This window comes from Brevundimonas sp. NPDC007368 (assembly GCF_042869015.1).
GTDB lineage: Bacteria > Pseudomonadota > Alphaproteobacteria > Caulobacterales > Caulobacteraceae > Brevundimonas.
On the sequence record NZ_JBIAFA010000005.1, the window covers coordinates 260,281 to 282,508 of the forward strand.

Consider the following 22,228-nt stretch of genomic DNA (forward strand, 5'->3'; position numbering starts at 1 on the left):
GTGGTGATCATGCACGCTCAATGCAGGCTCTCCCCGGCGACGGGTTCAGCGGCCTGAGCGGCAGGCGCGGCGGCCACGGGCGCGGGCGCCGCGACGACGGCCGGCGGCGGGGCGATGGCGGGCAAGCCCGTCTCGACCGCCTGCTTCTTCACATCAACCGGCCCCAGGCCGATTTCACGCGACAAGGCCTCCAGCCGGGCGGGCTGCTCCAGCCGGGTCGCCTCGGCGCGCAGCAGGCGGACGCGCTGGCGGTTCTCGCGGATCTCGCTCTCGATGCGGCTGATCTCGGCGCTTTCACGGGCGGCGGCGGCCTTGGCGATATAGACCGAGAAGATCAGGGCGGCGACGCAGACCACGCCGATGATCTCAACGCAGCGCACGCCGCGAACCTTCCAGTCGAACAGGCGCTTCACCGGAACGGGAACAGCGATCATGCGCGCCCCCCTCCGATCGTGCCCCAGGCCGGAGCCTCGGTGCGGACGGCGGCGCGCAGTCGGGCGGAGCGCGCGCGGGGGTTGGCGGCCAGCTCGGCCTCGCCCGCCTCGCGTGCGCCCTTGAACATCAGATAGAAGCTGGGCTTGCGGGTTTCCACCGCGACCGGGGCGTGGCGCGAACCGCCCGGCGCATTGCCGGTGCGCTCGGTCAGGAAGGCTTTGACGATGCGGTCTTCCAGCGAATGGAAGGTGACGACGACCAGACGGCCGCCGGGCGCCAGGGTCGCCTCGGCGGCTTCCAGGCCGCGCTCCAGCTGGCCCAACTCGTCGTTGACGGCGATGCGCAGGGCCTGAAACACCCGGGTAGCCGGATGGATGGCCGCGCCGCGACGGCCGCCCAAGGCCTTTTCGACCACTTCAGCCAGATCGAGGGTGCGGCTGAACGGCTGCTCGACGCGGCGGCGCAGGATGGCGGTCGCCACCCGGCCCGACTGACGCTCGTCGCCATACTGTTTGAAGATGTGGGCCAGCGGCCCGTGGTCCCAGGTGTTGACGATGTCGGCGGCGGTCGGCCCCGTATCGCCCATGCGCATGTCCAGCGGCCCGTCGCGCATGAAGGAGAAGCCGCGCTCGGCCTGATCCAACTGCATGGACGAGACGCCGATATCGAAGACGGCGCCGTTCAGCTGGGCCTTGCCGCTCTCGGCGAAGGCCTCGGCCAGACCGGAGAAGGGCGTGCGGATCAGCTGGAACTGGCCGGGCCAGGCGGCGGCGACCGCGTCCGCGTGCGGCTGAACCGTCGGGTCACGATCCAGACCGATGACCTGGGCGCCGCGCTCCAGAATGGCGCGGGTATAGCCGCCGGCGCCGAAGGTGGCGTCGATGATGACGTCGCCGGGCTGAGGCTTCAGCGCCTCGAGGACTTCGGCCAGAAGGACGGGGGCGTGCGGAGACGTCATGCCGCGCCCCCGGTCTTGGCGACCGCAGCCTGACGGCGCATTTCGCCGAACTGCTTCAGACCCTCGCGCGCCATGCGGCGCTGCTCGGCGCGGTGCGCGGCCCACTTGTCCTTGTTCCAGATCTGGAAGCGCTCGCCGACGCCGTAGATGACGACCGTGTCGGACAGATCGACCTCGGCGCACAGGTGCTCAGGCAGGGTGATGCGTCCCGCCGAGTCGTAGGACAGCGGCTTCTGCTCGCCGAAGATCGAGGCTTCCAGCGCCGAACGATAGGGATCGCCGAAGGGCAGGCTTTCGATGACGGCGCGGTATTCGGCGAACAGCTTGTCGCCACCCGCTTCCAGGCAGTCGGCTTCGATGGAGGGGAAGCAGAAGACGCCGTGCTCGGCGCCGTTTTCAGCCGTGCGGAATTCCTGGGGGATCAGGAGACGGCGCTTGCCGTCCAGCTGCTTCTCGTAGGTCGAGAGAAACACGCCCTGCCCCAATCGAGCCCCTCGGCCCGTCCCTGAAATCCGTTGATGACACCACGCGTCGGGCCACAGCCCCTACTCATGAGGTTGTGGGATAGCATGGGATCAGATGGGCCTCAATGGGATTAGTTGACACCCTTTAACCAAATTTGCAGTTCGCCGAACGCTTCAGACAGTCGAAAAAGAGAACATACAAGCAACATCAAGAGTATTCACAGGCTGTGGATGGTGTTTTCCGCCATGTTTTCAACGCAAGGGTTAATGCCCTCCCCTTCCCCGTCATCCTCGGGCTTGACCCGAGGATCGAGCGTGATGGCGCGCCCTTCCTTGCCAAGGTCGTGCAACCAGACAGCCCGATCCTCGGGTCAAGCCCGAGGATGACGGCGGAAGTTGAGCGGAAACGGCCTCAAGCAGCGCGAAGCGCGATAGGCCAGACAACATGGGCCTCAAGTAGCCCAAAGGGCGATAGGCCCAAGAAAATATGCCAGACGGCCTGTAAGCCGGGTTCTGTTCCGCCCGAAGGCGGCGACGATCATTCCTCTGGACCGCCCATTGCTGGACGGTTCTCGCGACCTACCCGGACGCCTCGGGCGGTGAACCCTGCGGCCGAAACCGCGCGACGTCCCTATTCGGTCTTGCTCCAGGCGGGGCTTGCCATGCCGCCGACGTTGCCGCCGACGCGGTGGGCTCTTACCCCACCCTTTCACCCTTCCCCGGGCCGGAGCCCAGGCGGTTTGCTTTCTGTGGCGCTATCCCTCGGGTCGCCCCGGGCGGGAGTTACCCGCCGCCTCTTCACCGTGGAGCCCGGACTTTCCTCGACAAGAGCAAGCTCTCGCCGCGACCGCCCGGCCGTCTGGCGGGGGCTAAGTGCGCGCGAACGCGCCGCGCGTCAATCCAGAACGCCGGTGACGCTCTCTGCGGAGGCCAGTTGCAACAGTCCGACCAGGCGGGCGCGGGTCTCGCCGTCGGCGACGCCGTCGATGCGGTCGGGCCGCCAGTGACGCTGGAAGGCCTCGACGGTCAGGCGGGTTTCGTCGTCGTAGTCGCCGCCCGGCTTCAGACCATAACCCAGCCGATGCAGACCCGAGCGCAGGACGATGACGCCCAGCCCCTCGTCGCCCGGCGACAGGTCAGCGCCCAGGGCGGCGACGCGTTCGGGCGCGGGATCGAACCACAGACCGTGCCCGGCCTCGGCCAGACGCCGCCACGGGAAGAGTTCGCCCGGATCCTGCTTGCGGTCGGGGGCCGTGTCGGAATGGCCGACGATGCGGGCGTCGGGGATGGTCCAGCGCGAGCGGATGTCGGCGACCAGGTCGATGACCGCCGCGATCTGCGCCTCGGGAAAGGCGCGATAGCCGAACTCGTGCCCCGGATTGACGATCTCGACGCCGATGGAGGCGGCGTTGACGTCGGTCTCGCCCTGCCAGGCGCCGCGACCGGCGTGCCAGGCGCGGCGCTCTTCCGGCACCAGACGCAGGACCACGCCGTTCTCGTTGACGACATAGTGGGCCGAGACCTCGGCGGCCGGATCGCGCAGCCGGGCGACGGCTTCGTCAGCCGTCTGCATCCCGGTGTAGTGCAGGACCAGCATGTCCGGCGGGCCGCGCCGGGCGTTGAAATTGGGCGACGGGGCGTCGATGAAGCTCGGCATGGCGCCCGATCAGCGCCCTTCGCGTTCCCAGCCATAGGCGACCCAGGTGTCGCCGACCTTCTGAGCGTCGATCACGCCCTCGTCCTGACGGGCGCGGGCGCTGCGGGCGCGACGGGCGCGGAAGGCGAAGCCGGCGAAAAAGACCACCACCCCCGCGATCAGTGCGATCACCGCCACGGCGGCGGCGGTCAGGACGGCCAGAACCGCGCCCACGGTCACGGCGATGGCCGTGGCGACCAGCCCCCCGAGCCAGACGAAGGGCGCCAGCAGACCGCCGCCGGTGCGGCGTCGGGCATTGAAGCCGATCTGAACAAAGGGGTCGGACTGGATCATGGAACTGCCTTTCGCGGCGCGCCGATAAAGGAACGCCTGAAACCCAATGTCGGTCCATCGACCTGAACGGTCAATGGACTGCGACATCACGCATCAGTCAGGGTCTTTTTCGCGGTTACGGTCATCAAAATGCCGGCTGGTCGGCCAGCACCACCGCGCCGCGGCTGCGCAGGCGCTCGGCCTCGACCCGGTTCAGCATGGCCTGGGCCGCCGGATCGCCCATGACGCGGCCGACCGAGACCATGGCGTCCGCCGCCTGACCGGACGCGCCGAAAGCGCTGGCCAGGGCTTCCCACGGCGACTGCGGCGTGGGGAAGCGCTTGAAGCGCACGGACTCGCTGGTCGGGATATTGGCCAGCTTGCGGGCCTTGATGATGGCTTCGTTCAAGCCGCCCAGCTCGTCGACCAGACCCAGCGCCTTGCCCTGAGCCCCGGTCCAGACCCGGCCCTTGGCGATTTCGCGCACGCGCTCGACCGGCAGCTTGCGGCCCTTGGCAACGCGGGCGACGAACTCTTCGTAGACCCGGTCCATCGAGGCGGCGAAGGCGGCGCGTTGGCCCTGATCGAAGCCCTGCACCGGCGAGAAGGCGTCAGCGTAGTCGCCGCCGACCGACAGGCCGCGCATGTCCAGGCCGAAACGACCCAGGGCGTCGGCCAGGACGAACTTGCCGCCGAAGACGCCGATGGAGCCGGTCAGGGTCGAGGGCTGGGCGACGATCCAGTCGGCTTCAGAACTGATCCAGTAACCGCCCGAGGCCGCATAGGCGCCCATGGACACCACCACCGGCTTGCCCGCCGCCTTGGCCGCGCGCACGGCAGCCAGGATCTGCTCGGAGGCTTCCGGCGAGCCGCCCGGCGAGGAGACGCGGAAGACGATGGCCTTCACGGCCTTGTCCTCGATAGCGTCGTAGATGGCCTTGGCCGTATCGTCCGAGCGGATGTCCGAGCCCGAGCCGAAGGGCGAGGCGCTCTGGCCGCGGCCGGTCATGATCGCGCCCTCGCCGCCGACGATCGCGATGGCCGACTTGCCCGAACCGTTACGCGCGCCCTGCATGGAGGCGTAGTCGCCGAACTTGATGATCTTGGCGTCCTTGCCGGCCTTGGCCTTGGCGGCGGCCTCGGCGTCCTCGACCTGACCGATCTTGTCCACCAGCTTCAGCGACAGGGCCTGTTCGGCCGAATAGGGACCGGCCTCGATAGCCGCCTTCAGCGCCTCGGGCGTGACCTTGCGGTCGTGCGCCGTATTGGCCAGGGCGCTGTCGTAGATGGAGGTCATCCAGGCCAGCATCGCCTCGCGGTGCGGGCCGGTATAGTCGCTCTGCGTGTATTCGTTGACGGCGTTCTTGTACTCGTAGCGCTGCTCGAACTCGGCCTGCACGCCGTACTTCTGGAAGGCGCGGCCCAGGAACAGGCTGTCGCTGGCCAGACCCGTCACCTGGAAGTTGGCGGTGTCCTGCATCCACAGCTGGTCGGCGCTGGCGGCGACCATGTAGCTGGAGACCACCGCGCCGACAGGCATGAAGCCCTGGCTGTGGGCGATGACCGTCTTGCCCGAGGCGCGGAAGCGGTTGATCGCCTGTCTCACCTCGTCGGCGGCGGCGGGGGTCATGCCGCTCTCGGGCGCGCGGACCAGCAGAACCTTGACGCTGTCGTCCTTCTCGGCCTGGGCCAGGGTGTCGACGATGTGGAGCACCGACAGGCCGGATCCTCCGAAGGCCGCGAAGGGATTGGTCGGCTGCTGGTCGGTCAGGCCCTCGCGCAGGTCCAGCTCCAGCACCGAATTGGCCGGCGTGGTCGGCTTGGACGCGCCCGCGGCGGCGGCGAAGAACAGAAGGGCCGCGATCGGCAGGACGATGAAGAAGGCCACGAGCCCGGCGAAGACGCCGAGCATGGTCAGGAAGAACTGTTTCATGAAAAAGGCGGCCGTCCCGTCAGTGGCCACGCGCGGCCTGCCGCGAGCATAAAGCGCGGACGGCAAGCGTCAAATGAAGCCGCGGTAATGGAAATGGAAAAGGGCCCGCCGTCCCCGACAGGCCCTCCCCTCGTCTTGGCTTCAGCTGATCAGCGGCCGATGTCGTAGGTCCCGCTGATGTCGATGCGGACCGTCAGTTCGCCCGCGGAGACCGGGGTCGAGGCTCCGCCGACGTCCATGGCCATGGCGCGCGCGTACATCGGGCGCGGCGGTTCGGGCATATAGCCGCCGCCCTCGGTCAGGGTGCGGACCCCGCCCAACTGGACGCCGAGGGCCTGGGCGTAGAGCCGCGCCTTGTCCTGCAGGGCGCGCACGGCCAGCTGGCGGGCCTGATCCTCGGCCGCCTTGGAATCCTTCAGGCCGAAGGCGATGCCGTCGATCTGGTTGACGCCCGCCGCGACCACCGCGTCGGCGGTCGTGCCGACCTTGGTCAGGTCGTTGATGACCACCGTGACGCGGTTCGTCGCCTGATAGCCGCGCAGCTTGGGCGGCTGGTTCTGCTGATAGTCGTACTGCGCCGACAGGTTCAGACCCGAGGTCTGGATGTCCCGCTCGGCAATCCCTGCGCGACGCAGGGCGGCGACGACGCGGGTCATCTGCTGGGCGTTCTGAGTCATGGCCTCCTGGGCCGTGGCGGCCTCGGTGACGACGCCGAAGTTGATCGTCGCCTGATCCGGCGCGACCTTGACCTCGCCAAAGGCGGACAGGTTGAGGGCGGGTTGTTGCGCCATGGCGTGCACCTGCATCGGAGAAGCGCCCGTAGCCTGGGCGGAGGCGACGGCGGGAACCGCCAGGGTCATCAGGGCCGAGCCCAGCATCAGGGCGCGTGCGGTGCGGGTCATCATCGTCTCCGTCGAAATCCATCGGCCAGGCGTGTTCGCCAGCCACGACCCTACCTTGGCCGTTCCAAGCTGAACGAACGCAAAAGACCCCTGTGCAGGTTCCGTTCATCGGCATGAAAAGCACGACAGGTCAGCGGCGGCTTTGCAGCGCCCCCATCCCCTGCTAGGCACGTCGTCCCTGCTTCGGGGGCCTGTAGCTCAATGGTTAGAGCCGACCGCTCATAACGGTCTGGTTGGGGGTTCGAGTCCCTCCGGGCCTACCACACTCCCTCGGGAGCCAGTAATAGCGGGATTTCCCAGTCTTTTCGGCCTTCTACGACCATGGACTGTGACACAAGACTGTGTCACCAGAACGGGAATGGAAGCCGTGCCTGGATGCAACCACCTCTACCGACGCGGGGCCGTCTATTGGTTCCGCCGCCGTGTCCCAAAGGACGTCGCCAAGGCCCTCGGGGAGACACAATGGCGGATCAGCCTTGGGACCAAGGATTTTGACGAGGCCAAGCGCCGCGCTCGTCTGCGCAGCGTGACCACAGATCAACAGATCGCCGTGGTGCGCGCCCGCAATGCGGGCAAGGTCTCCCCTCCCTTGACCAAGTCAGAAGCTGAGAAGCTCGCCCAAGCCTGGCTCGCCGACGTGCTGGAATGGGACGAAGCCTTCCGGATCGGTCGCCCTGAAGCTGCCGACAACGCGGTCTTGTGGCTGGAGGAGGACGCGGCCGACTACCGCAAAGCCCTGGCGACCCTCGACACCGCCGCAGTCGCCCGAGAGAGCGCCGAGACGCTTGCGAAAGCAGGCCTCTGGTATCCTCAGGGCGACCCGAGCCGCAACCAGTTGGCCCTTGCGCTGTTGAAGGCTCGCGTCCGTCTCGTAGAACTGATGGAGCGTCGCTTGGGCGGCGAGGCGGCAGAGGTCCCGGCCCCTGTCCTGGCGGCCCCCATCCAGTCCCAACCGGTCGGCATGAGCGTCGCGGAACTGATCGCCGCCTTCAAGGCTGAACGCCTCGCGCGACATGGGGAGGAGTCAACCGAGCGGAAGTATTCCCACATCTTCTCCGCCCTGGAGGAGGTCCTGGGGCCCGAAAGGTCTATCCGCGCAGTCACGCGAGCCGACATCCGCGAGGTCCGCAGCCTGCTCCAGCGGGTTCCCAAGTTCGCTACACGTCGCTATCCAGGCCGGACTTTGACGGAGGCGGCTGACCTGGCCGACGAAGACGGCGGCGAGCGCATCGCCCCGACCACCGTCAATACCTACCTCCAGAACCTCGCCGCTGTCTTCAACTGGGCCGTTGGCGAGGAACTGCTGGACCGGAACCCGGCGCAGGGCATGGCGCTAGCGGCCAGTCCGAACGTCAAGCGGCGCGGCTTCACCACCGAGGAACTACAACGCCTGTTCGAGGCCTTGGCCCCTCTGGCGCACGGCGACCAGCCCTGGCGTTTCTGGATACCGGCGCTGGCGCTCTACAGCGGCGCGCGTGCTGGAGAACTGGCTGCGCTGCGAAGGGCCGACCTCATCATGATCGACGGCGTCCAGTGCATGCGGTTTACCGAGTTCGATCAGACGGGACGACGGATCGAGGGCCGCAGGCTGAAGACCGCAGCGAGCGAACGCACCGTTCCGATCCACCGCGCCGTCCTTGACGCCGGGCTGATGAACTATGTCGCCGCGCTGCCCGATAAAACCATTTCGGCCTTTCCATCTCTGCCGCCGGGGCCGAATGGGAAGGCCTCGCACTACCTGTCCAAATGGTTCGGAGAGTTCCGCCAGGACCTCGGTGTCAGCGACCCAGCAACGCCATTCCACAGCTTCAGGCACGGCTTCCGCGACGCCTGCCGGGACGCAGCAATCCCCGGGGAAGTCGCCGATATGCTGGGTGGCTGGACCACCCAAGGAGTCGCGACCCGATACGGTGACAAGGGCCGCGTGGCGCTCCTCAGCCGCGAACTCGCCAAGGTGTCATATGCGCCGTTCACCCTGCCCGATATTACCGCTGCTTCGAGGAAGAGCTAATGGCGCTGATTGTCGAGCCCGCCCAGTTGTTGGCTAGCATCAGGATGCCCAACCTTCGAATGCGGCAAATCACAGGACTGGCCCTGTTGACGGCCCTTTGCGGATGCAGCGAAAGCCCATCAGGTCATTCGGATTGGAGGGATGACGCCGACCGGATCGAGGCCTGGGCGGGGCGCGATAATAAACAGGGATCGGACAGCTCGGCGATCTCGGACGAAGAAGCACTGGAGCGCGCCGTGGCCGACCACGAAGGCGTTACATATGACGACCTCGGCCGCCCCTACGGATGCACCGAGGACTGTTCAGGGCATGAGGCGGGTGTCGCCTGGGCTCAGGACAACGACATCCGCGACCCGCTCGATTGCGGCGGCCGGAGCCGGTCCTTCATCGAGGGTTGCGAGGCCTATGCCGAGTCGATTCAGCAAGCGGCCGGGGATCTCGCCGATGGAGGTTAGAGATGGCCCGCCAACGCCGGATAGCGCCGCGCTTATGCGTCACGAGGACGAAGTCAGCCCGATCCAAGACCGCAGACACCTAACCGACAGCCGCCCGATCCGCTGGGACCGCGAAGCGGCCACTTCCCGGGCGAGCGCGGCCATCGACGCCCTTCTCGACGACCTGGAGGCGTGGGAGCCCAAGCGGGCGCGCAGGCGACGCGCGGCGGACCGTGGGCGGCTACGGGTCATACTGGAGGCCGTAACGCTGGAGCTCTGGCTGGCGCGGCGCGATACGCCGACACGCTGGTTGGCCTACTCACGCGGCGACCTGGGCTATGTCGGACCGGATCGCTACCGACATCCTGAAGCCTCGAAGACCACGGTCACGCTTGTTGCGGACTTCCTGACGAGCACAGGACTGGCTGAAGGCCGTGCCGGGAGTTACCGGCGGGAGGATCATGGCTTCGCGCAGTCCGGCAAGGGCTACCTGTCCCGGCTGCGCGGAACCGACGCGCTTCTCCCCTGGGCCGATGGACAAGGCCTCGCGGATGACGACGTCGCCCTGAACGACAGGTTCGAGTTGATCCGCCTAAAGGGACAAGCAAAGACCCGACGGGGACGCAAGCCGCTCCTGCACTACGACGACACGCCCGACACCACCGCCATGCGGGATCGGCTGCGGTCTTGGGCGGCGATGATGGCTGGCCATGAGGTCACCCTGGGGTCGGACGGGACCAGCGGTGAGAAGGCCTCGGGCGCGCGTCTGGATGACCCCCTGAGCGACGCCGAGGAGTTCCAGGCGCGCGGCGCGGGATCATGCCGCCTCTACCGCATCTTTAACGACGGAAGCTGGGATCGAGGTGGCCGTTTCTATGGGGGCTGGTGGCAGGGCCTGTCCAAGGCGGATCGCGAACGACTTCTGATCGACGGCGAGGAGACGGTCGAGCTGGACTTCGCCAGCCTGCACCCTCGGCTGTGTTACCAGTTGAACGGCGCGCCCCTTGCGGCTGGAGACGACCCCTACGCCGTGCCGGGCGTGCCAGAGGAGCTACGGGACGTCGTGAAGGTCGCCATGATGCAGTTGCTGAACGCCCAGCCCGGGAAGGCGCGCGTGAAGGCCCCGCCGGGAGCGACTGCCAGGCTGAAAGGTCGTATGTCCTACAAGGCGCTGGCGGCCCACCTTGAGGCCCGACATAGCGGCATATCGAACTGGTTCCGTCAGGGACTGCGCGGGCTGGAGTTGCAGGCCATCGACGCCGCCATTGCCGACGTGGTGATGAACTATTTCACTGTGGCGATGAAGCGCCCCGTCCTGCCCGTCCATGACAGCTTCATCGTCGCCCGGCGGGATGAACGGACGCTGGCCGAGACCATGGCCCTGGCCTACCAGGGGCAACTGTCGCGCCTGGTCGCCGCTCCAGCCGCGCCGGTGATCCGTGGCTTCAGCTCCGACGAAGAAGAGGCCGCCTTCCTCGCCTACGTCGCCCGCTGGAGCTGAGCGACCCTGGCTGGAGGGTGGGGGGACGGTCCCCTTCGCCCTCGACGCTGAGGGTCACGCTCGGGTCACCTCAGGTCCCCTAGGCCTATACTAGAGGTCGTAAGGACCTACGGGAGAGGACCGACAAGAAGCCGACAGAACCCCGGTCGCGGACACCCTGGGGCGTTGGGGTCACCTTCGGAGTCCTCTGGCTGTAGGACTGGGAGGGCCTCCCCTTCCTCCCGGCGCTCGGGTCACCTCCGGTCCCCTAGGACTATACTAGAGGTCGTAAGGAGGCGAAAAGAAGCAGGGGTGGGCAAGGGCGTGGCGTCATTCGAGGGCCCGGTAGACGGAGGCGCGGCCGATGCCCAGGCGGCGGGCGATCTCGGCCGGACCCACGCCCTCCGCGCGCAGACGGCGAACGGCCTCGACATCGACGGTGGGCTTGCGGCCCTTGTAGACCCCGGCCGCCTTGGCCTTGGCGATCCCCTCCATCTGGCGCTCGCGGCGCAGGTCGGTCTCGAACTCGGCAAAGGCCGCCAGCATGTTGAGCATGAGCCTGCCGTCGGACCGGGTCGTGTCCATGGCGGCCTGGTTCAGGGCGCGGAAGCCTACGCCCCGTGCCTGGAGCCGGTCGATGATCTGGCGCAGGTCGATGATGGAGCGGGCCAGGCGATCCAGGCGCGTGACCAGCAGGATGTCGCCTTCCCGGACATAGTCGAGCGCGAGCGCCAACTGGTCCCGTTCGGCGGTGGTCGTGCCGGACCGCTTCTCAGCGAAGACCTTGTCGCACCCGGCCGCCTGGAGCTGGTCCAGCTGGATGGTGAGGTCCTGGTCGGTGGTGCTGACGCGGGCGTAGCCGATAAGCGACATGACGATGTCCCAATGAGTTCTAGACCATGAGACGGTGACGTCTCAAAACCTCCAAGTCAACCCATTTGGGACGCTTAAGGTGTCTCGCAGGAATGTCCCGGTGGCGTCTACCCGTTTGGGACGACGGCAGAGCCGGACCCGAAGGCAGGCGAGCTTCCCCTAGCGCTACGTGGCGGCGGCATCAGGCGTGTAGAAAGGTAGAGGACATGCCCCCTCAATCCCTGGGGCACCTCCAGAATGACCGAAGGGGACCCCCACGGGGGGATCTCCGAAGCTTCACGCTTGTATATGTCAGCGCGGATAATCGACCCCAAAAGCGACCGCCTTCTGAAACCACGACTGCAGCTCAGCGATGTCCATGGGCAGCGGCATGGCCTCGCGGCCGTGGTCGGCCAGGGCATACTTGCCGGTCTTGCGGATGGACGGCAGGACCTCGCCGGTCACCCAGCTTTGGAACAGTCGGGCTTCGGGCTTTCTGACCGGATGACGCAGTCGTAGAGGCCCGCCTCGTTCAGGAGGACGACCGGACGACCGCCAGGGAGCCCAAGGCTGGTCCGACCCGCATAGCGTTTCCGGTCTTCGGAGATGCGGGCGTAGGTGTCCGTGGTCGAGCCCTTGGCGATGTTAAGGGCCTGGAGGACATCGGTTCCGAAGAACCACGGCTCCCCGTCAAGGATCACGGTGCGGATGTTCACGACGTCGTCGGCGGCGCGGGTGAAGGAGAAGACGGCGGTGTCGGTCATGGTCAGGTCTCTTGGTTCAGATCAGGGCCTCAACCCGGCCGATCTCGAGGCCTCTCGAATGAACCCGAGGCGCGTGTAGGTCTCCAAGGGTGCGGCTTAATTCAGCCCCCTCCAGGGGCGCTCGAGATGCCTCGCAAGCGCCCAGATCAAACCGACCATAGCTCCCTGCGTCATCCCGAACATTCCCGCCAGCGAGTCTCCTGGGCCACCTACAGCTGACCCTGACATTCGCTCCCTTGAAGCCTGATCTGGCTAAGCCAAGCTACACATTAGTTGCGTGGCCCGCCCCTTTCGTCTCAACTGCGGGCTGGGCGGAAATGGGGATCTGATGCAGCCGATGACAGCCAACTTCGAGTTCCTGCGCAAGCAAGGGCCGCAGCTGGTTCGATTGGCGGCCCAGGCGGAGCACTACTTCCGCACAGACCCGAACACGACCCTGATCAAGCTGCGCCAGTTCGCCGAGTTGATGGCGAAGGAGGTCGCGGCGCGGACGGGATCTCTGCGGTCGCCCGACGAGTCGTTCTCCGACATCCTCGGAGTGCTCGGCCGCGCCGGCTACGCCTCCCGTCAGGCGCTGGATCTGTTCCACTACCTGCGCAAACTCGGCAACGGCGCCGTCCACCAAGGCCATGACGACTTCGCCGCCGCTCTGGCTGGCCTGAAAGTCGCCCGCGAACTCGGAGCGTGGTTTGTCCGGGCCTATTGCGGCGAACCCGAGCTCGCCCTGGACCCGTTCGTGCCGCCACCTCCGCCGGCTGACCCCACGGTCAGCCTGCGGGCCGAGCTGGAGCGGCTGAAGGTCGAGGCCGAAGGCCACAAGAGCGCCGCCGAGATTGCTCAGGCACGCGCCGACGCCCTAGCCCAGGAAAACATCGAAACGGCCGAACGTCTGCGCCGAGAAGCCGAGGAGCGCGAGGTCTGGCGGAAGCTGGCGGAGGAGGCCGAGGCCGCCGCCGACCAGGTCAGGGCCGCTCTGGAGGTCACCCAGAGGCAGGCCGAGAAGGCTGCGCCCGCCGAGCTCGCCAAGTTCGAAAAGGCGGCGGAGGCGGCGGACAGCGTCATCAATCTCGACGAGGCGGCTACCCGCGCCATTATCGACCAGCAACTCCGCGCGGCCGGCTGGGAAGCCGACACCCAGGAGCTTCGCTACGGGAAGGGCGCTCGGCCCACCAAGGGACGAAACCTCGCCATCGCGGAGTGGCCGACGGCAAGCGGTCCCGCCGATTACGCGCTCTTCGCGGGGCTGATCCTCGTCGGCGTCGTCGAGGCCAAGCGGCGAAACCGCAATGTCATGAGTGTGCTGCCCCAGGCCGAGCGCTACGCCGCCGGCATCGCCCCGGGAACCGCGCATCAGCACGCCCGAGGCCCGTGGGGCGAGTTCAAGGCCCCGTTCGCCTTCTCGACTAACGGTCGCCCCTACCTTAAGCAGTTGGAGACGGCGTCCGGAATCTGGCGGAGGGACCTGCGTCGGCCGACCAACGCGGCTTCAGCCTTGATGGCCTGGCCCTCGCCCGGTGGCCTTATGGAGCGCCTTGAGGCCGACCAGGACGCGGCCGAGGCGGCTTTGGAGACCCAAGGCTTCAACTTTGGCTTCGAGCTGCGGCCCTATCAGCGACAGGCCATCGAGGCGGTCGAGAAGGGACTGGCCGAGAACCGGCCGCATATGCTGGTCGGTATGGCCACCGGCACGGGCAAGACCAAGCTCGCTATCGCTATGCTTTACCGATTGATCGCGGCCAAGCGCTTCCGCAGCGTCTGCTTTGTGGTCGACCGCAGCGCGCTCGGGGAACAGACCGAGCGCGAGTTCACCACCACCAAGGTCGTCGGCGGCAAGGGCTTCGCCGAGATCTTCGGGCTCAAGGGCCTAGGCGATGTGACGCCCGATCCCGAGACCCGCATCCACATCTGCACCATCCAGGGCCTCGTGCGGCGCACTCTGTTCGCCGACGACCCCGCCAATGCGCCGACGGTGGACCAATACGACCTGATGGTCATCGACGAGTGCCACCGGGGTTACCTGCTGGACCGCGAGATGTCCGACGCCGAGCTCAGCTTCCGCGACCAGGACGACTACGTCTCAAAATACCGCCGCGTGCTCGACTATTTCGACGCCACCAAGATCGGCCTGACCGCCACCCCCGCTCTGCACACCGTCCAGATCTTTGGCGAGCCGGTGTTCCGCTATTCCTATCGGGAGGCGGTGGTCGACGGCTACCTGGTCGACCATGAGCCGCCGATCCGCATCAAGACCGCTCTGTCCGAAGACGGCATCCACTTCGCAGCTGAGGATGAAGTGACCTTCGTCCACGCGCCCACCGGGCAGGCCGAGCTCTTCAAATTGCCCGACGCCCTCGACTTTGATGTTGAGAGCTTCAACCGCACCGTCATCACCGAGCCCTTCAATCGCGCCGTCGCCGATGAGCTCACCCGCCACATCGACTTGTCTGAGCCCGACAAAACCTTGGTGTTCGCCGCTTCCGACGCGCACGCCGACATCGTGGTCAAAGCGCTGCGCGACGCCTTCCGCGAGGCCCACGGTGAGGTTGAAGACGCGGCGATCCGCAAGATCACCGGCAGCGTCGACCACGCAGGCAAGGTGATCCTGTCCTACCGCAACGACGCCATCCCCAAGATCGCGGTTACGGTCGACCTGCTGACCACGGGCGTCGATGTGCCCAAGATCACCAACCTGGTCTTCCTGCGCCGGGTGAACAGCCGGATCCTCTACGAACAGATGCTGGGCCGGGCGACGCGGCTCTGCCCGGAGATCCACAAGGAGACCTTCAGGATCTTCGACGCCGTCGACCTCTACAGCCGCTTGCAGGAGTTGACGGAGATGCGGCCCGTCGCCGCCGATCCCAAGTTGACCCTGACCCAGTTGCTGGAGGAACTGGCGGCTGTCGAAGACGCCCGCCACCGCGCCGACCTGCGCGACCAGATCATCGTCAGGCTGTCACGCAAGCTGAAGGGACTTTCGGCCGAAGCCAGGGCCAAGGCCGAGCTTGCTGCCGGGGAGCCCCTCGAGGAAACCCTGCGGCGCTTCCGGGCTGGCTCGCCCGACGAACTGGCGGCCTGGGCGAAAGGGCGTCCTGGGCTGGGACCCGCGCTCGACTGGAAGACCGCCGGCGGCGTGCCGATCCTGGTGCCGATCTCCACGCATGAGGATCGCGTCGTCGACGTCAGCCGAGGTTACGGCGAAGGTCAGCGGCCGGAGGACTACCTCGACGCCTTCGCGGCCTTCGTAAAGAACAACGTCAACAAGATCGCCGCTCTGGAGACAGTGGTCCAACGCCCGCGCGATCTGACCCGCGCCGAGCTGCGAGAATTGCGGCTTCAACTCGACGCCCAGGGCTTCACCGACGCCAGCATCCGCCGCGCCTGGTCCGACGCCACAAACGAGGACATCGCCGCCTCAATCATCGGCTACGTCCGCCAGGCCGCCCTCGGCGACCCGCTGATCCCCTATGCCGACCGCGTGAAATCCGCCGTCGACACGGTGGTCCGCAACGGAAGCTGGACCGACGTTCAGAAGCGGTGGCTTCACCGCATCGGCGAACAGTTGCAGAAGGGCATCGTAGTCGACCGCGAGGCGCTGGATGACGAACCCTTCAAGGCCGACGGCGGCTTCCGGGTCATCAACAAGCGCTTTGACGGCAAGTTGGAGTCGGTCCTGTCGGACCTGAATGAGGCGCTATGGCGAACGGCGAGCTGAGGAACACGTATGGCGTGGCCTGATTTTTCAGAGCTTACGTTTGCGTTTGCCTACCTGAGAGAACTCGAAGCTCTCAAGGGCACCTACGACGACCTTCCCGACTTCATCTCTCAGGCGGTTGAGGCGGATGCTGGCTATGATGCCGCCATAGCTCAGGGCGGCATCATCACGTTCATTCAGTTCAAGCGATCCGAGGTGATGACCCGATCCTCTGCCAAGGAACTGGCGAGTGCTGCCTTCGCCACAGCTCCTGTCTTCAGGATGCATCTCCATCGCCGAAACTCATTCGGGCAGCACGTAGCTCTCCAGGCATTAGAAGCGGCCGGGTATCCCGTTTTGTATGTGACCAGCGCTGCGAAAAATCGCTCGCAGCTCGTCAAACAAGCTCAGTCACAGTCCGTCTTAGCCTCAAGCGTGACGTTCTTGCCTAGCGAGATTGTCCTACCGGACTTGACCGACGATCATCACGTTTCCTTTGGTCCAGGAGCGCCATTTAAGATTGTCTACTCAGACCAGGGCCAGCGCTCGCAGCGCAAGATCGATGGGCCAGACGCGCTTTCAAGCTGGCTAGAGCAACACCGGCGCTCTGGGGAAGCCAACAGGCAAATGCTGACGCGCTTTGTCGCGGAACGTATGCCGAAGCACCTCCGTAGCCGAAAATCCGAAAACCTGCTGGCTCAGGCCCGCTTCATAGCGCGCATGCGCTACGATCTAGAATTGGTGCTTTTGAAGTGAAAGTTCGCGCGACCACAGCCGACATCGTCTCCCGCCTCTGGAACCTCTGCCACGTCCTGCGCGACGACGGCGTCAGCTACCAGGAATACGTCACCGAGCTGACCTTCCTGCTGTTCCTGAAGATGATGGAGGAGACGGGTCGCGAGGATCGGATCCTTGACGGCTACCGCTGGAGCGACATTGCCGGCCGCGAGGGCGTTGACCAGCTCGACCACTACAAGCGCGCCCTGCTGGATCTGGGCAAGTCCGGCGCCCCGGTCGTGCAGTCGATATTCACCGACGCCCAGACCAAGCTGCGCAAGCCGGCCAATCTCAAGACCCTGACCACCGCCATTGACGGCCTGGACTGGTTTTCGGCGCGCGAGGAGGGCCTGGGCGAACTCTATGAAGGCCTGTTGGAGAAGAACGCGGCCGAAAAGAAGTCCGGTGCGGGCCAATACTTCACGCCCCGGCCGCTGATCGACTGCATCGTGCGACTGATGAAGCCGCAGGCCGGCGAGGTGATCCAGGACCCGGCCGCCGGCACCGCAGGCTTTTTGGTGGCCGCCGACCGTTACATCAAGGACCACACCGACGACCTCTACGCTCTGACGCCGGCCGAGGCCTTCTTCCAGCGCAACAACGCCTTCGTCGGCATCGAGCTGGTGCCTGACACCCACCGCCTGGCCTTGATGAACCTGATGCTGCACGGCATCGAAGGGCCCATCACCCTGGGCGACAGCCTCACCCCCGATGGCGAGGCCCTGGGTAAGGCCGACCTGATCCTGACCAATCCGCCGTTCGGCACCAAGAAGGGCGGCGGCCGGCCGAGTCGGGCCGACTTCTCGGTCACGGCCGAGACCTCGAACAAGCAGCTCGCCTTCGTCGAGCACATCGTCCGCGCCCTCAAGCCCGGCGGCCGGGCGGCGGTGGTGCTGCCCGACAACGTGCTGTTCGAGGACAACACGGGCAAGCGCCTGCGCCAATGGGCGCTGTCTCTACGTGCTTCAGGTCTGTGATGCTGACCTCGGCCAGGCGCACCTCACCAATTTCCAAGACGGTTTTGCAGCAGCCAAAGACCATGCGGCGGGCTCCCTGAAATTTTCTCGCTTAAACAAGGTCGAGCCATCTCGCGTGTTGTATGTCGGCAGTTCATTGACCCTGCGTTCTCGCATTAAGGAACACCTAGGATACGGCTCCAAGCAAACCTATGCGCTACGGCTCAACAGTTGGGTTCCGGCGTGCGGTATCGATCTTCTGGTGGCCGCCTATGACCGCGATGCTCCGGATGAAACAGTCCTCCTTCTGGAGGACACGCTTTGGCGTCACTTGATGCCCATGTTCGGGCGTTCGGGTTCCGCGCGCTGACCGTTTCGGTCACCATCGCGTCGGCCCAAGGCAGAGTTAAGGGCCTGCTGGGCGAAAGGACATCGTATGCGCCCCGCCAGCTTAGCCTATGTGGCGGGGTGCATCGCCCTCTTGCCTGTGACACCCAGACTGTGACACACGACCTCTCCGAAGGTCGTTAAAGCCTCGGAAATCCGGCACCTTAGGAGCCCCTAGAGGCTCTCCCTCCGGGCCTACCACTCCTCCTCCCTCGCCGCCTCGCGGGTACTGCGAGGGAATCGCGGCTATCCTCGCCGGGTGTTTCGGATGGTCGCGCCCTTGAAGAACATGCCGGCGCAGACGACGCCCTCGACCTTGCGCCCGGTCGGGCCGGTCGCCTTGAACTTGGTTCTCAGGGCGTCGTCCTCGCTGCAACCGAACCAGTCGTAACCGCCGATTTCGATATTGCTGTAGCCCGCATCCAGCAGCACTTCGCGGGACTGGGTCGGCGCGGTGCAGGCGGACAGGGCGAGCGCGGCCGCGACAATGATCGTGCGTTTCATGGTTTCGCCTATCTGTCGGCGGCGTCAGGACGATCAGCGCCGCCGCTCATCTCGGCCGCCGCCTAAAGCTCAGCCTTTACAACGCCAGCCCGGACGCGCCAACAGCTACGCTTGGGCCGTCAGACGCCGCCAACTTGCCCTGGGACGCCGTCCCTCGAATCGCCGCCTGGACCGCGCCTTCGGCCAACCGATGCAGGTCCCGGCCCGAACAGCGCGACCAGTCGACGTCGTCCAGCAGACGCGTCAGTTCCGGCGACACCGGACCTATCCTGGTCATGACGCGGCCGATCCGCCGCGCGTCATGCCCGCGATCAAACCGATCAACAGGCCCACGGCCAGAGCCCGATTGCCGGGCTCGCCGGCGCGCGCCTCCTCGACCCGCAAGGCCAGTTCACGATCCAGCCAGGCCAGTTGCCGCGCGAAGTTCTCGTCCGCTTGCGATGCACCGCTCATTTTGCTCTTCCCAAACACGCCGCTGCGACAGGCATGAGCGAAGCTAGCGCGCGACCTTCGGCTTCCTCAAGTCAATTGTTCGCTTTTTGTTCTAATTTCACCGAGCATCGCCCGCCCCCTTTGTGCCGCGCGGCCGCAGCCTATATGGCGGTCTCAACAAGGAGAGCCGCCATGTCCTATGTCGCCCGCGACGACCGCCCCGCCGACAAGGCCGAACGCTATGCGGAGGTCGAGGCCGAGATTCTGGCGGTGCTGGACGGCGAGCCGAACCGGACGGCGCGCATGGCGACGATCGCTTCCATGCTGGCCGACGCCTTCCCCGTTTTCTTCTGGACCGGCTTCTACGTCGTGGACCCGGCCAAGCCCGAGGAACTGGTGGTCGGCCCCTATCAGGGGACGCTGGGCTGCCTGCGCATTCCCTTCGGACGCGGCGTCTGCGGGGCGGCGGCGAAGACGCGCCAGACCCAGGTGGTCGAGGACGTCCACGCCTTCCCCGGCCACATCGCCTGCGACAGCCGCTCGGCCAGCGAGATCGTGGTTCCGGTGCTGGATGCGGCGGGCGACCTGATCGCCGTTTTGGACGTGGACGCGACTGAAAAGGCCGCCTTTGACGCCGCGGACGCCGAGGCGTTGGAGCGCCTGATGGCCAAGGTGTTTTCCGCCTGATGCGGATCGGAGTCGATTTCGGCGGCACCAAGATCGAGGCCGCCGCGCTGGACGACGCCGGCGCCTTCGCCGCGCGGATCCGCGAACCTAATCCGGGAAGCTATGACGCCGCTCTCGCCCTGGTGTCCGACCTGATCGCGCGTGTCGAGGCCGAGGCGGGTCCGGCGCGCTCGGTTGGCCTGGCCATTCCCGGCTCGCCCTCGCCGCGCACCGGCCTGATCCGCAACGCCAACTCGACCTATCTGAACGGCCGCCGGTTTGGCGAGGATTTGGAGGCCGCGCTGGGCCGCCCGGTGCGGCTGGCCAACGACGCCAACTGCCTGGCCCTGTCGGAAGCCGTGGACGGAGCGGGCGCCGGCGCCGCCAGCGTCTTCGGCGTCATCGTCGGCACGGGCTGCGGCGGCGGGCTGGTGATCGACGGCAGGCTGATCGAGGGCGCGCACGGGGTGGCGGCCGAGATCGGGCATATCTCCCTGCCCTGGCCGTCCGCGGACGAAGCCCCCGGCCCCGCCTGCTGGTGCGGGCTGAACGGCTGCCTGGAGACCTGGGTGTCCGGCACCGGCTTCCAGCGCGATCACGAGACGACGACCGGACGAGCCTGGAAGGCGCAGGCCGTCGTCGAGGCCGCCCGCAGCGGCGACGCGGGCGCGGTGGCGGGGCTGGATCGCTACATCGACCGGCTGGGTCGGATGCTGGCCATGGTGGTCAATCTGGTCGATCCCGAGGTCCTGGTTCTGGGCGGCGGCATGTCGAACGTCGGCGAGTTGTATGAGCGCCTGCCCGAGATCGTGGCCCGCCACGCCTTCGCCGATCATTGGGACGGGCGAATCCTTGCGGCCCATTGGGGCGATTCCTCGGGCGTGCGCGGCGCCGCGCGGCTTTGGTCCGCCTGATCCCCGATTGATCGCGTCACGGGCGCCGCTATGGTCCGCGCCGAACCTTCAGGGAGCGGGACAATGGGCGAACGGGTCGTGGCGATCACCGGCGGGCATGGCGTGCTGGGCAGCGCCGTGGTCGAGGGCGCGCTGGCGCAGGGGCTGAAGGTCGCCGTCATCGACCACGCCAGCGGCCACGCCGTCCCCGAGGGCGTGCTGGAGGTCGGCGGCGTCGACCTGACCGATCCGGCGGCGGCCAAGACGGCTGTCGAGACGGTCGCGGCTCATTTCGGCCATCTGGACGCCCTGCTGAACATCGCCGGCGGCTTCGTCTGGCAGACGGTCGAAGGCGGCGATGACGAGTGGGGCCGGATGTTCGCCCTGAACCTGACCAGCGCCCTGAACGCCAGTCGCGCCGCCCTGCCCCATCTCAAGGCTTCCGACGAAGGCCGGATCGTCAATGTCGGGGCCAACGGCGCGCTGAAGGCCGCGCACGGCATGGGCGCCTATGCCGCGTCGAAGTCGGCGGTGCATCGCCTGACCGAAGCCCTGGCCGAGGAACTGAAGTCGACCTCGGTCACGGTCAACGCCGTCCTGCCCTCCATCATCGACACCCCGGCCAATCGCGCCGACATGCCCGACGCCGATCCGGCCAAGTGGGTCGCGCCGGCCGATCTGGCCGCGGCCATCCTGTTCCTGGCCTCGCCCCAGGCGCGGGCCATCACCGGCGCCCTGCTGCCCGTCACGGGCCGGGTCTGATGCGGGCGCGCAGCGTCCTCTACCTGCCGGCTTCCAATGCTCGCGCGGTGGAGAAGGCGCGCGGGCTGACTTGCGACGTGGCGGTGCTGGACCTCGAGGACGCGGTCGCGCCCGAGATGAAGGCCGACGCCCGCGCGGCGGCGGTCGCCGCGGCGCGCGAGGGCGGCTTCGGCCCGCGCCTGGGCGTGCGAATCAACGGCCTGGACACGCCCTGGGGCGCCGACGACCTGACGGCCCTGCAGGACGCGCCCGTCGACCTGATCGTCGCGCCCAAGGTCGAGAGCGCGGCCATGGTCCGCGCCCTGTCAGAGGGGATGCGTCCCGGCGTCGCCCTGTGGGCCATGATCGAGACGCCGCGCGCCCTGGTGGACCTGCGCGACATCGCCGAAGCGGACGGGGCCCTGAGCGGCCTGATGCTGGGCGTCAACGACCTGGCCAAGGATCTGAAGACCGGCGCCTCGCCCGACCGGGAGCCGCTGAAGCCCTGGCTGGCGGCGGTCGTGGCCCATGCCCGCGCCAACGGCCTGAGCGTCATCGACGGCGTGTTCAACCGCATCCAGGACGAGGCGGGCTTCAAGGCCGAGTGCGCGCAAGGACGGCTCTACGGCTTTGACGGCAAGAGCCTGATCCATCCGTCGCAGATCGAGGGAGCGAACGCCGCGTTCGGCGCCTCGGTCGAAGAGATCGAATGGGCCCGCAAGGTCGTCGCCGCCTTCGCCGCGCCCGAGGCCGAGGGGCTGGGCGTGATCCGCGTCGAGGGCGAGATGGTGGAGCGGCTGCACCTGCAACAAGCGCTGGATTTGCTGGCTGACCTCTAATTTCCTTCTCCCCTTGAGGGAGAAGGTGGCAGGCGGAGCCTGACGGATGAGGGGTGTGAGCGCGCCCTATCCGAAATACGCTGTAAGCGAGGCCGCCAACCATCCACCGCCGCGCCGGCACCCCTCATCCGAGCGCCTCC

At 66.9% G+C, this 22,228-nt stretch carries 24 protein-coding genes, 1 tRNA gene and 1 other RNA gene; 12 read left to right on the top strand and 14 right to left on the bottom strand.

The annotated features are described in order from the left end of the window. Positions 1-17: 17 nt before the first annotated feature. The 8 genes from ACFYLW_RS12640 to ACFYLW_RS12675 all read right to left on the bottom strand — a co-directional run bounded on the left by ACFYLW_RS12640 (position 18) and on the right by ACFYLW_RS12675 (position 6,661). The gene (locus tag ACFYLW_RS12640; protein ID WP_313472336.1) at positions 18-434 is read right to left on the bottom strand and encodes a cell division protein; all 417 of its coding nucleotides are present in this window, start codon (positions 432-434) and stop codon (positions 18-20) included. Then, entirely contained in the window at positions 431-1,393 is a 963-nt protein-coding gene (rsmH, locus tag ACFYLW_RS12645; RefSeq protein WP_312065398.1) for a 16S rRNA (cytosine(1402)-N(4))-methyltransferase RsmH, read from the bottom strand. Before rsmH ends, ACFYLW_RS12640 begins: the two co-directional genes overlap by 4 nt. Beyond that, positions 1,390-1,866, bottom strand: coding sequence for a division/cell wall cluster transcriptional repressor MraZ (locus ACFYLW_RS12650; protein WP_296176072.1), 477 nt, complete (start codon positions 1,864-1,866; stop codon positions 1,390-1,392). Before ACFYLW_RS12650 ends, rsmH begins: the two co-directional genes overlap by 4 nt. Before the next feature lie 477 nt (positions 1,867-2,343). Continuing rightward, positions 2,344-2,720: RNase P RNA component class A (rnpB, locus tag ACFYLW_RS12655), an RNA gene on the bottom strand. A 32-nt stretch (positions 2,721-2,752) separates the two neighbouring features. Then, on the bottom strand, positions 2,753-3,514 hold the full coding sequence (locus tag ACFYLW_RS12660) for an N-acetylmuramoyl-L-alanine amidase (RefSeq protein ID WP_312065399.1): 762 nt from the start codon (positions 3,512-3,514) through the stop codon (positions 2,753-2,755). A 9-nt stretch (positions 3,515-3,523) separates the two neighbouring features. Next, positions 3,524-3,847 (bottom strand): hypothetical protein, encoded by a 324-nt coding sequence (locus ACFYLW_RS12665; RefSeq protein WP_312065400.1) that lies wholly within the window; start codon positions 3,845-3,847, stop codon positions 3,524-3,526. 124 nt (positions 3,848-3,971) lie between these two features. Then, positions 3,972-5,759 carry a signal peptide peptidase SppA gene (sppA, locus tag ACFYLW_RS12670; RefSeq protein ID WP_312065401.1) on the bottom strand — a complete coding sequence of 596 codons (1,788 nt, stop codon included), beginning with the start codon at positions 5,757-5,759 and terminating at the stop codon, positions 3,972-3,974. 149 nt (positions 5,760-5,908) lie between these two features. Further along, positions 5,909-6,661 carry an SIMPL domain-containing protein gene (locus ACFYLW_RS12675; RefSeq protein ID WP_312065402.1) on the bottom strand — a complete coding sequence of 251 codons (753 nt, stop codon included), beginning with the start codon at positions 6,659-6,661 and terminating at the stop codon, positions 5,909-5,911. Between the two features lie 187 nt (positions 6,662-6,848). Here ACFYLW_RS12675 and ACFYLW_RS12680 point away from each other — a divergent pair. From ACFYLW_RS12680 to ACFYLW_RS12695, 4 genes are all read left to right on the top strand, one after another. After that, positions 6,849-6,924, top strand: a tRNA-Ile gene (locus ACFYLW_RS12680). 95 nt (positions 6,925-7,019) lie between these two features. Next, the gene (locus ACFYLW_RS12685; protein ID WP_312065403.1) at positions 7,020-8,672 is read left to right on the top strand and encodes a site-specific integrase; all 1,653 of its coding nucleotides are present in this window, start codon (positions 7,020-7,022) and stop codon (positions 8,670-8,672) included. Next, complete coding sequence (locus tag ACFYLW_RS12690; protein ID WP_312065404.1) at positions 8,672-9,127, top strand: hypothetical protein; 456 nt, start codon at positions 8,672-8,674, stop codon at positions 9,125-9,127. Before ACFYLW_RS12685 ends, ACFYLW_RS12690 begins: the two co-directional genes overlap by 1 nt. Before the next feature lie 34 nt (positions 9,128-9,161). Next, complete coding sequence (locus ACFYLW_RS12695) at positions 9,162-10,607, top strand: hypothetical protein (RefSeq protein WP_312065405.1); 1,446 nt, start codon at positions 9,162-9,164, stop codon at positions 10,605-10,607. Positions 10,608-10,916: 309 nt separating this feature from the next. On the opposite strand, the gene ACFYLW_RS12700 is transcribed toward ACFYLW_RS12695, so the two are convergent. The 3 genes from ACFYLW_RS12700 to ACFYLW_RS12710 all read right to left on the bottom strand — a co-directional run bounded on the left by ACFYLW_RS12700 (position 10,917) and on the right by ACFYLW_RS12710 (position 12,202). Beyond that, on the bottom strand, positions 10,917-11,459 hold the full coding sequence (locus ACFYLW_RS12700; RefSeq protein ID WP_312065406.1) for a recombinase family protein: 543 nt from the start codon (positions 11,457-11,459) through the stop codon (positions 10,917-10,919). A gap of 291 nt (positions 11,460-11,750) precedes the next feature. Continuing rightward, positions 11,751-11,903 carry a hypothetical protein gene (locus tag ACFYLW_RS12705; RefSeq protein WP_312065407.1) on the bottom strand — a complete coding sequence of 51 codons (153 nt, stop codon included), beginning with the start codon at positions 11,901-11,903 and terminating at the stop codon, positions 11,751-11,753. Further along, a complete protein-coding gene (locus tag ACFYLW_RS12710) occupies positions 11,900-12,202 on the bottom strand; it encodes a Bro-N domain-containing protein (protein ID WP_312065408.1) in 303 nt (100 codons plus the stop codon). Before ACFYLW_RS12710 ends, ACFYLW_RS12705 begins: the two co-directional genes overlap by 4 nt. 328 nt (positions 12,203-12,530) lie before the next feature. On the opposite strand from ACFYLW_RS12710, the gene hsdR reads away from it, so the two are divergent. Genes hsdR through ACFYLW_RS12730 form a run of 4 tightly spaced genes read left to right on the top strand, consistent with a single transcriptional unit; the run spans position 12,531 to position 17,996 of the window. Continuing rightward, a complete protein-coding gene (gene hsdR, locus ACFYLW_RS12715; protein WP_313472339.1) occupies positions 12,531-15,914 on the top strand; it encodes a type I restriction-modification system endonuclease in 3,384 nt (1,127 codons plus the stop codon). Positions 15,915-15,923: 9 nt separating this feature from the next. Then, positions 15,924-16,649, top strand: a complete 726-nt coding sequence (locus tag ACFYLW_RS12720; RefSeq protein ID WP_313472340.1) for a hypothetical protein — start codon at positions 15,924-15,926, stop codon at positions 16,647-16,649. Continuing rightward, positions 16,646-17,647: an N-6 DNA methylase gene (locus ACFYLW_RS12725; RefSeq protein WP_390183171.1), complete on the top strand. Its 1,002-nt coding sequence runs from the start codon at positions 16,646-16,648 to the stop codon at positions 17,645-17,647. The genes ACFYLW_RS12720 and ACFYLW_RS12725 overlap by 4 nt, the downstream gene beginning before the upstream one ends. Continuing rightward, positions 17,631-17,996, top strand: a complete 366-nt coding sequence (locus tag ACFYLW_RS12730) for a hypothetical protein (protein ID WP_390183172.1) — start codon at positions 17,631-17,633, stop codon at positions 17,994-17,996. The genes ACFYLW_RS12725 and ACFYLW_RS12730 overlap by 17 nt, the downstream gene beginning before the upstream one ends. Positions 17,997-18,259: 263 nt before the next feature. Here ACFYLW_RS12730 and ACFYLW_RS12735 read toward each other — a convergent pair whose 3' ends face one another. The 3 genes from ACFYLW_RS12735 to ACFYLW_RS12745 all read right to left on the bottom strand — a co-directional run bounded on the left by ACFYLW_RS12735 (position 18,260) and on the right by ACFYLW_RS12745 (position 18,970). Further along, positions 18,260-18,517 carry a hypothetical protein gene (locus ACFYLW_RS12735; RefSeq protein WP_312065410.1) on the bottom strand — a complete coding sequence of 86 codons (258 nt, stop codon included), beginning with the start codon at positions 18,515-18,517 and terminating at the stop codon, positions 18,260-18,262. Between the two features lie 76 nt (positions 18,518-18,593). Next, positions 18,594-18,794, bottom strand: a complete 201-nt coding sequence (locus tag ACFYLW_RS12740; protein WP_312065411.1) for a hypothetical protein — start codon at positions 18,792-18,794, stop codon at positions 18,594-18,596. Next, positions 18,791-18,970 (bottom strand): hypothetical protein, encoded by a 180-nt coding sequence (locus ACFYLW_RS12745; protein ID WP_312065412.1) that lies wholly within the window; start codon positions 18,968-18,970, stop codon positions 18,791-18,793. Before ACFYLW_RS12745 ends, ACFYLW_RS12740 begins: the two co-directional genes overlap by 4 nt. Positions 18,971-19,141: 171 nt before the next feature. Between ACFYLW_RS12745 and ACFYLW_RS12750 the strand changes: the two genes are divergently transcribed. From ACFYLW_RS12750 to ACFYLW_RS12765, 4 genes are all read left to right on the top strand, one after another. Continuing rightward, entirely contained in the window at positions 19,142-19,636 is a 495-nt protein-coding gene (locus tag ACFYLW_RS12750; RefSeq protein WP_312065413.1) for a GAF domain-containing protein, read from the top strand. Further along, positions 19,633-20,529, top strand: coding sequence for an ROK family protein (locus ACFYLW_RS12755; protein ID WP_312065415.1), 897 nt, complete (start codon positions 19,633-19,635; stop codon positions 20,527-20,529). The genes ACFYLW_RS12750 and ACFYLW_RS12755 overlap by 4 nt, the downstream gene beginning before the upstream one ends. A gap of 63 nt (positions 20,530-20,592) precedes the next feature. Continuing rightward, positions 20,593-21,270 (top strand): SDR family NAD(P)-dependent oxidoreductase, encoded by a 678-nt coding sequence (locus tag ACFYLW_RS12760; protein WP_312065414.1) that lies wholly within the window; start codon positions 20,593-20,595, stop codon positions 21,268-21,270. Beyond that, entirely contained in the window at positions 21,270-22,088 is an 819-nt protein-coding gene (locus ACFYLW_RS12765; protein WP_313472347.1) for a CoA ester lyase, read from the top strand. The genes ACFYLW_RS12760 and ACFYLW_RS12765 overlap by 1 nt, the downstream gene beginning before the upstream one ends. Positions 22,089-22,228: the final 140 nt, after the last annotated feature.